Genomic DNA, 9351 nt, shown 5'->3' with positions numbered 1-9351 from the left:
CATGCGCAAGCTCATGCAGGAATATGCAGAAGAAGCATTTTCATTGGTACCCTGCTGGATGATGTCACCAGAACAGGTATCCTGTGTTTTCCCGCTTGAACAATTGTTCGACCTCATCATCATTGATGAAGCCTCTCAATGTTATACCGAGCACAGCTTACCAGCTATGTACCGTGCGAGACAAATCGTAATTGCAGGAGATTCGCAGCAGCTGCCGCCGAGCGATCTTTATCGTGTACGATGGGACGATGAAGAAGAAAATGACGCAGATATCGAAATTGATTCCCTGCTTGACCTGGGCGGAAGATATTTATCCAGCATCTTACTGAAAGGCCATTACCGGAGCCGTTACCCGGAATTGATCGCATTTTCGAATCAGCAGTTCTATAACAATAAATTAAACTACATACCCGACTACGCCAATATACGCTCAGACGTTAAACCAATCACCTACAGAAAGGTTGCCGGTACCTGGGCAAACAGTATCAATAAAACCGAGGCTGAAGAAGTGGTGCGTTTAACATTCGACCTTATTCAGTCCGGTAAGCATTCCATTGGAATTGTATGCTTCAACTACCAGCAGGCATCTTACATCCAGGATATGCTGGAAGAACAGTCTGTGCGCAAACAGATTTCAATTCCGGAAGAACTTTTTGTAAAAAACATAGAAAACGTACAGGGCGACGAGCGTGATATTATTATTTTCTCCGTGGCTTACGCACCGGATAAAAATGGTAAGTTTTCCATGCTTTTCGGAAGCCTGAATATGCAAGGCGGAGAAAAACGTATGAATGTTGCTGTTTCACGTGCACGCGAGGCAGTAATCATTGTAGCCAGCATCATGCCGCAGGAACTTCGGACAGAAAGCCTGAAACACGAAGGACCAAGGGTACTGAAAGAGTATTTGCAGTACGCATGGGACTGCCAGCAGTTTGATAGAAATACTTTTTTTATTAAACATGCTCCTTCTGTTTCACCCAATTCCACGGCGCACAAAATTTCACAATGGTGTGCGGAACATGCTTCTTTACAGGTAGCGCCACTATACCCCTTTGCTTCGCTGACCATCCGGGAAAACAATGGTTACCGCCTGGTGGATACCGATGATGAAGTATACAGGAACATGGAGTTTGCCAAATACTGGCATTTTAACAAGCCGCTTATATTTGGCCTGAAAGGCTGGCACTATACGCAAATCCTTTCTAAAAACGTTTATACAAAACAGCCTGCTGAATTTGCTGCACGGATAACAGTACCCACAACTAACTGACTTGACAATTAATCGATATTAAAATATTTTAGCAACACGATGATCATAGAGCAACTCCGTATTCAAAAAAATATGTCCGACGAAGATTTCGACGCGATATACCCTTTTGAGATCCGTGAGTTATCTGAAAGGCACTGGACTTCGGTTTTTGTATCAAAGATCGCTTCTGATTTTTTCTGCAACCAGAAATCTGTAAAGGTATTGGATATTGGCAGCGGTGCAGGAAAATTCTGTTTTGTAGGTGCAGCACTTCATCCCGCTTCTGAATTTCATGGCATTGATATTCGTGAAAATTTCATAGAGATTTCAAATCAACTGAAAGAAAAGCACCAGGTATCGAATACTTCTTTCCGTTTACAGGATGTACTGCAAATGAACTTCAATGGTTACGACGGGATTTATTTTTTCAATTCCTTCCAGGAAAAAATTGATCCGACCTCCGCTATTGATGCGCGCAGTGAAGTTTCGATCGAACAATATATTTTATACACGAATCACTTGTTTAATGAATTGAACAAGGTTCCTGTAGGAACAAAACTTGTTACGTACTTTGCTGAAGAATTCTGTGTACCGGATTCGTTCCGGCTCATCTCCACACATTTTAAAGGAGAATTAAAATTCTATCTGAAAGATATGGAGTCGCACGAATCCAATACCAAGCTTAATAAAGAGGAGATCAATGAACATATAGACAAACATACTTTCCTGTCAGAATAATTATCTCTTACTTCTATGTTACTTTCTCTATTTTACGCCATTGCGTTTTTCTTACAATCCATCCTTACGCCAGGTGCAAATAAGATAGATGGAAAACATGTGAAAATTATTCATGCAAGAATAACACGTATTGCTTTCATGGATAGTGTTATCTGTGAAAGCTCAGCACTGGCGAAACCTGAAAAAGATCTTGACCTGTATTACACCCTGAACGATAGCGGTAGTGATGCAGAAATATTTGCAATCAATGGACAAGGTACATTACTTGACACAAAAAAAATTCCTGATGCGAAAAATAGAGATTGGGAAGAATTGGTCTGCTACAAAGACAGCTTGCAAAATCAGCATATTGTAATTGGCGATATAGGAAACAATCGCAACCAAAGAAAAGACCTGTGCCTCTATAACTATGACGTAAACAAGAACCAGACCATAAAACATACTTACCATTACGAAGACCAGGTGCAATTTCCTCCGGCAAAGGATAGCATGAATTTTGACTGCGAAGCGTTTTTCAGAAGAGATTCTTCGTACTATTTTATTTCAAAAAACAGAGGCGTCCATTCAGTTAAAATATACCGGCTGGCGCAGGATACTACCGCACACACAGCAACTGTACAGCAGAGACTTCAGTTTAAAGGAATGGTAAATGCATGCTCTGTATTCCAAGATAAATCTTCTAGAACAGAGAACCTGGCAATGCTTCTTTACGGAAGAATATTTTTGTTCCATATCCTGGAGACTCCAACGGGTATTCAGCTACAATCCTATGGTGTGATCAAATTTCCCAGTGCCGGACAATCTGAAGGGATCTGCTGGTATAACAAAAATGAGCTGCGTGCAACCAATGAACGAGGCAAGCTTTTTAAAATCGTGATCAAAAAATGATCCCTCTAAGCTGAATGAAAAAAGGCAGCAACCAGACAGCCCTTGTTTCTGTCCGATTACTGCCCTAATCCAAAGGTCGTCAGCCTTCAGCTTCCTATAACAACTAAAAAGGTCTTTTAAACACCTTGCTTCAGCGGCGGTGCAACATGCCCCTCTTCAATTTCACGCAAGGTTGCAAAGGCTTGTTCAAAGTCTGCAAGGATATCGCTGATATGCTCTATGCCCACAGAAACACGTAACAAACCCGATGTTACGCCTGCAACCCGTTGCTCTTCATCACTCAATTGCTGGTGCGTTGTTGAAGCCGGGTGAATGATCAATGTTTTTGCATCTCCCACATTGGCCAGGTGACTCGCCAGCTTCAGGCTGTTTACAAATTGCGCCGCGCGTAATTTCCCTCCTTTGATTTCGAAAGATAATACACCACCAAAGCCGCGTTTCAGATATTTTTTAGCCAGCGTATGATATTTGCTGCTTGTTAAACCTGGATAATTTACCTGTGCTACATCCGGGTGATTGGCAAGCCACTCTGCCAATGCCTGTGCATTCTGCACATGACGATCTACACGCAATGATAATGTTTCAAGACCTTGTAATAAAAGAAACGAATTGAACGGACTTTGCGACGGACCAAAATCGCGCAGGCCTTCTACCCGTGCACGGATGATAAAGGCAATATTCCCAAATGGACCGTTTGTGCCAAATACATCCCAGAAAACCAATCCGTGATAGCCTTCAGATGGTTCAGAGAACTGAGGGAATTTTCCATTACCCCAGTTGTAATTTCCACCATCAACAATAACACCACCCACCGAAGTACCGTGACCTCCAATCCATTTAGTGGCAGACTGCACCACAACATTGGCACCATGTTCAAGCGGTCTGAACAGATAACCGCCCGCTCCAAATGTGTTATCTACAACCAGCGGCAGGTCATGTTTTCTGGCAAGAGCCGCGAATGCTTCAAAATCAGGTATGTTAAATTCCGGATTACCGATCGTTTCAACATAGATCGCTTTTGTTTTCGAATCAATAAGTTTTTCGAAACCTGCTACATCATCTCCTTCTGCAAAGCGTGCTTCTATACCCAGGCGTTTGAAAGACACTTTAAATTGATTGTAAGTACCGCCATATAAAAATGAAGTAGTGATAAAATTATCGCCTGACTGGAGAATATTTGTTAATGCAATAAACTGCGCCGATTGCCCGGAAGATGTTGCCAAAGCAGCCACGCCGCCTTCTAATGCAGCAATGCGCTTTTCAAAGACATCTGTCGTCGGATTCATGATCCGTGTATAAATATTTCCGAATTCTTTCAATGCAAATAAATTTGCACCATGGTTAGAATCTTTAAATACATATGAAGTGGTTTGATAGATGGGTACTGCACGCGACTGTGTAGTTGGATCTACTTCTTGTCCGGCATGTAACTGGAGCGTTTCAAATTGATAAGACATAGCAGTATTGTTTTGGTGAGTAAATAAGCCGGCACTATTTATTACTGATTTAAACAGGTGTGCATAAGCACATACTCGGCGTTGAACAAAAGTAAAAGTCAGAATATTATTCTTAACATGAAAAATATGTGCGCTATATTTAGAATATTATTCTGATTGAATACCACTAATAAAATATTGTTTTAATATGAAATTCCAGATTAATCAATCTGCCTCGGTTTAGCCGAAAAGGCGCAGGTGTGCAAAATTATATTATAAACCTACTGATCATTCAATCATTTAATTGACATAGCTTTTCCCAATCCGGTGATATCTTTTAAACTATCTACAGATAAAGGCATGAGGAATGAATTACTCAATGTGGAATGGACATCTTTACAGGTGAGTAATCATCTCTGATAATCAAAAAATATTGATTAAAAGATCAATCCAGCGATCGAAAAATCCGGTGCAATCCGGATTATATTTTTTTCAACTCTGCAAAAAAAGTTGCGAGGTCGGTATCAAAGTACGTACAGATCGCATCCAGCGTACTTACTGTCACATTACTGCGACCTGTTTCAATACGACCGATATGAATACCTGTATCGTGGTATACCACTTCCTGACTTAAACCGCATTCTTCTCGAAGCGATTTAATTTTTCGAGCAATCTGCTCAACCAATTTTTTGTTATTTATCTGACTCACTCCGAAATCTCAAAAAATTGTTCATAATTATCAATTACACTATTGTCATTAATGAATTTTATTAATATAATTGCCAAAGATATTTTTTGATCTATTAAACCCCGGCAGCTATGATACCTTCAAAAAAAACAGTTATGCTGAACCTGATTGTGGAAGATTTTTGTCTGCAGCAATTTCTCAATGGTATGGAAAATATTGGCTTTACAACATCCAGTGAATATAATTTTCATAAAATCCTGGCCAGCCTGTTGGATCTTGATCCGGAAAATATTCCAGATGAATGGTTGAACACATATTATAAATATTATGATACTGCCTGCCAGCTTAATTATCACGATAAGAAAGATTTGTTCATTCTCGCCAACAAATGCCTGAAGGAGCTGATCGTACTCAATATATTCAGCTTATGATCCAAATTTCATTTTGAACCAGACAAACTTGCAATGACATTCTTATATGCTTCTATTTGCCCCTTTAAATGCAAAATTTCATTTTCTAATGCAACTTCTTTTTTGGAACGCGCTAAACTATATTCCGGCATTGGTTCCTGGAGTACCAGAGAACGACTGGCGCCATACATACTGCCTTTTCCGGTGAGCAACCATTTTGCATCAATATTATCAAATGACAATATTATTTTTTCAAGTATAGCAAACGACGGATAACTTTTTCTGCCGGCAACAATATTATGAATTACAGTTGGATCAACTCCCAATTTCAACGAAAAGCTCCTATTGGTAAAACCAAGAGCATCAATAATGTTTTTGATCCGGTCTTGAATATTTAGTTTACTCATACGAAATAATCATACTAAAATAATTAGCAATTGATGTAACTTATATTTACATTTGACAATATAAGAAAAATATAACGCAAAATATTATAAGATGTTCTAAAAGTTTAAAACCACAGCTATGGACGAACAGATCAAAAAAACAAGTGTAGCATCACAAGAGGAAGATGCTCAAGTTCTTTTACAAAAGCTACATGATCTCTTCTCATCTGCCCCGCCGCAGCAGTTGAGAGAATCCATTCATGAAATTTACCTGACTTACATTATACAAAATCATGAGATGCTGCCTGTAAACTTTACCCGCATAGCTACAGACATTTATTACCTGATCGATTTTTTAGATAAGGCGGAAAAATAAACTATCCTGCAGGACGGGGACAATCATTTTTATCACCTTCCTGCAGGTCCTCAGGATCTCTTTAATAGTGCCAATCGCCGGAGGAAGCAATATCTACATAGGTAAAAATTTCATATGCTTTACCTGTTCCGGTATTCGCCAGGTTCATCTATTTTAAACCACGTTAAGTGCTATACATAAAGGAATCGTATTAATGCAGCCTAGATCTTATTTTACGCCAGACGCTATCGTATGTATCGGAATAGAAAAAACGCCGGAAGGCTTTTTCCCCTGGCCATCGGCACTTAAATACAGATCCTATCCCATAGCTTCAATACTATATAGTACATACCCGTTGCTCCATTAATAATCACACGGTTCCAGTGTTTACCCTGATCTTTACTAACCATAAGTTCGCCGTTAATACCGGTAGCATATAGAATCCCATTGTGATACATCAGGTCAACATATTTGGTTTCTATTTTTTTTGTCTGTTGACAAAGCTTCCAGTGCATGGATTTGAGGCTGGTATAATAAATACCATCTTCGGTAGCAGCAAACAACAATTTATTATCAACTACTTCCATCCCGCGTACATTCAGGTTTTCAGGCATGCCCTTATTGCAATCCAACCAATCATCTTTTGTTCTGTCTTTTTTGTATACGCCTCCGCCATATAAAGCAACAAACAGATCCTGATCCGTCTTTTTAAAGTCCGCAATAACTCCCTGTCCCCGCTGATCAAGCATGGATGAAGACGTCCACGTTTTGGCTCAAAGTTATAATATTCCAGCCAACGCGGCCACGAAGAATAAATCAGTTCAGAATTGTATTCAACCATTTCCCAGTTAATATCTCCTCTGGCAGTATATCCATTCATAATATCCACCCAATCTACATCATTCATTTTTTCTAAAACCAGATTACCCTTTGCAGAAACATAAATGGTACTGTCATATCCAACTACCGACCGGATAACATTTTCAGAACCATTTACTTTTAATTCAAGGCGTAAACTATCTTTAAAGACCCGTAACAAATAATATCTGCAGCCCAGATACAAAGTTGAATCGTTGATCTTGAATAGTTCTCTTGGCACAAAACGATCCCTTGGAATACCTGAATTTATCTGTGTCCAGCTGGCCGAAATAATTTCCTGCTGAGCAAATGTTGTTATAGAAAAGATAAACATTGAAAAAAATATACATGTATTTTTCATCAACCTGTATGAATCTATTTTAAAGAATGTCATCCTCATATTCAATATTTAAAAATTCTTATCGGACAACAATACTAATAATCTACACGCAAAAAATCTATTCTTTTGTTAAAAAAGCATTATTAAAAAAATCATAACATATTAGTAATCATTAACTTTTACATTTTTCAATTTTTCAATAAGCATTTACCATAAACTTTTCATTTTTGAAATACGTACATTTAAGTTCATGTCCGCACATCTGTGGGCATATTTCATTTCACAGTTCCCCCTTTAACTATGAAAAAACAAGTACTGATTATCCTTTCTGCATTATTTCTATCATCCGGACTTAGTGCCCAAACCACCGACACATATATTGTAGCAGATAACCCGGCCAGGGTATCTTCCTGTGTCGATTCACTAATCACTCTGGCAGACATCATGCGAATTGCCGGTATACATGATCTTAATGATCCCAACGATGATATAAGCATGTACAAAATGTTCCGCCTGGAGGGATCAGTTATTACAACCGATGAATTAACAAGCATACACTATAGTGACTACCCAGCTGTGTTCATAAAAAAAATGAATGCTACTGTTCCTCATCACGGCGGCATTCAAATATTCACAAACCTCATTGTTCCTCCCACTACTCTATTCACTGTTGATACATTAAAGTACACCGTTGAAAAAGGCGCTACAGTAAACTTTACACCAGATTTCTTCGCAAAATTTAATTTCTTCACAAGCGGCAACGACCTCACAGATCTTTACCAGCGAATCCTGATTACAGACCAGTCTGTCGGAACAGAAGTACCTATCGGCACAAATACAACATGGTCGATTGTAGGCAAGGGAAAATATAAAATAAGAGTGCAGGTTGCAGTTTGTAATCCAACTAATTTGTATTACGATAGTATTTATGTGATTGTAAATGAAACACCTTGTCTTAAACTGGAAGTTAAAAACATGCCTTCTGTTTGCAGAGATGAAGTCATTGATATTACGCCTTATGTATATCTCGATGGTCAGGTAGCTACTGCCATGGATCTGTCACAAATGACCTTTACTGATAAAAGCGTATTTGGAAACCCGGGTGTTACTTTTGATCCCACTGCAATGGACGTATCGGAAATGATTGATAAAACATCCCGTTATCCGCAATTCCAGATTGCTTATCAGCCAAACGTCACTTTAGGAGTATGTACCAATTACAGTTACATGCCTACATTAAAGGTGCCGACCAAATTGCTTACAACGGATATAATCTTAACAAAAAACAATTATGGCAACACGGTCAACTATACCGTTGATGGAGATTATTTTGGTTTCAATGGCCAGTTCACTAAAGATGTGTTTAAAAAACTGTACCTTGATAATTTTAATGCTGTACACGGCGGTACAGTATTTGATATTTATTCAGATGCAGCATACCTTTCACCTGTTACAGGAAGTTATTTAACTCCCGGTACTTATTATATTGTTGCCACCAATCCTGATTGCTCTGATGACAGTTCAACATTTACTGTTAATGTGAAGAATAAAGATTTTGATATTGTATGGCAATCAGCACCTGCTATCGGAAAAGGCTATTATACATTCACTGCGCCTGCATATAGTGGCGCTACCTACGCCTGGTTTGCATGGGGTGGGTCGATGATCTCCGGCAACACAACAAACCAGCTGACGGTGTATTATTCGGAAACAGCAGCACCATCTGTATTGGTAACATGTACGATAACATTGCCAAGTGCTACCGCCCGTACAACAATTGATGGTGGCTTCCTGCAATCAGGAACTTATATTACGGGTAATGGAAGCGGCGACAAAGTAGAAATAACGCCTGGCATTACAACTGCTGTTGTACCCAATACGGCTAAAAATGCCCTTATTGCTTATCCGAACCCGGCAACAGAATCATTTGTACTATCCGGATCGGGCGTATATGATGTAAAAATGTATAACACATTAGGTCAATTGGTATATACAAATTCTTC

Annotated in this window: 11 protein-coding genes; 6 read left to right on the top strand and 5 right to left on the bottom strand. The window is 39.1% G+C overall.

What is annotated here, in order from left to right; all coding sequences use genetic code 11:
• From ACTHJT_RS16760 to ACTHJT_RS16750, 3 genes are all read left to right on the top strand, one after another.
• A partial coding sequence (locus ACTHJT_RS16760) for a DEAD/DEAH box helicase (RefSeq protein ID WP_440240332.1) occupies positions 1-1270 on the top strand: 1270 nt, incomplete at its 5' end.
• Positions 1271-1342: 72 nt separating this feature from the next.
• A complete protein-coding gene (locus tag ACTHJT_RS16755) occupies positions 1343-1987 on the top strand; it encodes a methyltransferase domain-containing protein (protein WP_440240330.1) in 645 nt (214 codons plus the stop codon).
• Between the two features lie 15 nt (positions 1988-2002).
• Positions 2003-2875, top strand: a complete 873-nt coding sequence (locus ACTHJT_RS16750) for a hypothetical protein (RefSeq protein WP_440240328.1) — start codon at positions 2003-2005, stop codon at positions 2873-2875.
• A gap of 116 nt (positions 2876-2991) precedes the next feature.
• Here ACTHJT_RS16750 and ACTHJT_RS16745 read toward each other — a convergent pair whose 3' ends face one another.
• Both ACTHJT_RS16745 and ACTHJT_RS16740 read right to left on the bottom strand, forming a co-directional pair.
• Positions 2992-4332 carry an O-acetylhomoserine aminocarboxypropyltransferase/cysteine synthase family protein gene (locus ACTHJT_RS16745; protein WP_440240326.1) on the bottom strand — a complete coding sequence of 447 codons (1341 nt, stop codon included), beginning with the start codon at positions 4330-4332 and terminating at the stop codon, positions 2992-2994.
• Positions 4333-4792: 460 nt separating this feature from the next.
• A complete protein-coding gene (locus tag ACTHJT_RS16740) occupies positions 4793-5020 on the bottom strand; it encodes a helix-turn-helix domain-containing protein (protein WP_440240324.1) in 228 nt (75 codons plus the stop codon).
• Between the two features lie 110 nt (positions 5021-5130).
• Between ACTHJT_RS16740 and ACTHJT_RS16735 the strand changes: the two genes are divergently transcribed.
• On the top strand, positions 5131-5430 hold the full coding sequence (locus tag ACTHJT_RS16735; RefSeq protein ID WP_440240322.1) for a hypothetical protein: 300 nt from the start codon (positions 5131-5133) through the stop codon (positions 5428-5430).
• A gap of 8 nt (positions 5431-5438) precedes the next feature.
• On the opposite strand, the gene ACTHJT_RS16730 is transcribed toward ACTHJT_RS16735, so the two are convergent.
• Positions 5439-5816: a helix-turn-helix domain-containing protein gene (locus tag ACTHJT_RS16730; RefSeq protein ID WP_440240320.1), complete on the bottom strand. Its 378-nt coding sequence runs from the start codon at positions 5814-5816 to the stop codon at positions 5439-5441.
• Positions 5817-5934: 118 nt separating this feature from the next.
• Here ACTHJT_RS16730 and ACTHJT_RS16725 point away from each other — a divergent pair, with 118 nt between their 5' ends.
• Positions 5935-6171 (top strand): hypothetical protein, encoded by a 237-nt coding sequence (locus tag ACTHJT_RS16725; protein WP_440240318.1) that lies wholly within the window; start codon positions 5935-5937, stop codon positions 6169-6171.
• A 284-nt stretch (positions 6172-6455) separates the two neighbouring features.
• Here ACTHJT_RS16725 and ACTHJT_RS16720 read toward each other — a convergent pair whose 3' ends face one another.
• Both ACTHJT_RS16720 and ACTHJT_RS16715 read right to left on the bottom strand, forming a co-directional pair.
• Positions 6456-6764 (bottom strand): hypothetical protein, encoded by a 309-nt coding sequence (locus tag ACTHJT_RS16720; protein WP_440240316.1) that lies wholly within the window; start codon positions 6762-6764, stop codon positions 6456-6458.
• Positions 6749-7342, bottom strand: coding sequence for a hypothetical protein (locus ACTHJT_RS16715; RefSeq protein ID WP_440240314.1), 594 nt, complete (start codon positions 7340-7342; stop codon positions 6749-6751). The genes ACTHJT_RS16720 and ACTHJT_RS16715 overlap by 16 nt, the downstream gene beginning before the upstream one ends.
• Before the next feature lie 306 nt (positions 7343-7648).
• On the opposite strand from ACTHJT_RS16715, the gene ACTHJT_RS16710 reads away from it, so the two are divergent.
• Positions 7649-9351: T9SS type A sorting domain-containing protein (locus ACTHJT_RS16710; RefSeq protein WP_440240312.1), on the top strand; the 1703-nt coding region annotated here is incomplete at its 3' end.

It is taken from the genome of Cytophaga sp. (assembly GCF_051961495.1).
Classification (GTDB): Bacteria; Bacteroidota; Bacteroidia; order Cytophagales; family Cytophagaceae; genus Cytophaga.
This window is presented reverse-complemented; position numbering and strand designations above follow the sequence as displayed.

Excerpts from the sequence above, each read along its gene's own strand:
- ACTHJT_RS16735 (WP_440240322.1), top strand. The coding sequence starts at position 5,131 with ATGATACCTTCAAAAAAAACAGTTATGCTGAACCTGATTGTGGAAGAT.
- ACTHJT_RS16715 (WP_440240314.1), bottom strand. The coding sequence starts at position 7,342 with ATGTTTATCTTTTCTATAACAACATTTGCTCAGCAGGAAATTATTTCG.
- ACTHJT_RS16730 (WP_440240320.1), bottom strand. The coding sequence starts at position 5,816 with ATGAGTAAACTAAATATTCAAGACCGGATCAAAAACATTATTGATGCT.
- ACTHJT_RS16750 (WP_440240328.1), top strand. The coding sequence starts at position 2,003 with ATGTTACTTTCTCTATTTTACGCCATTGCGTTTTTCTTACAATCCATC.
- ACTHJT_RS16725 (WP_440240318.1), top strand. The coding sequence starts at position 5,935 with ATGGACGAACAGATCAAAAAAACAAGTGTAGCATCACAAGAGGAAGAT.
- ACTHJT_RS16745 (WP_440240326.1), bottom strand. The coding sequence starts at position 4,332 with ATGTCTTATCAATTTGAAACGCTCCAGTTACATGCCGGACAAGAAGTA.
- ACTHJT_RS16720 (WP_440240316.1), bottom strand. The coding sequence starts at position 6,764 with ATGCCTGAAAACCTGAATGTACGCGGGATGGAAGTAGTTGATAATAAA.
- ACTHJT_RS16755 (WP_440240330.1), top strand. The coding sequence starts at position 1,343 with ATGTCCGACGAAGATTTCGACGCGATATACCCTTTTGAGATCCGTGAG.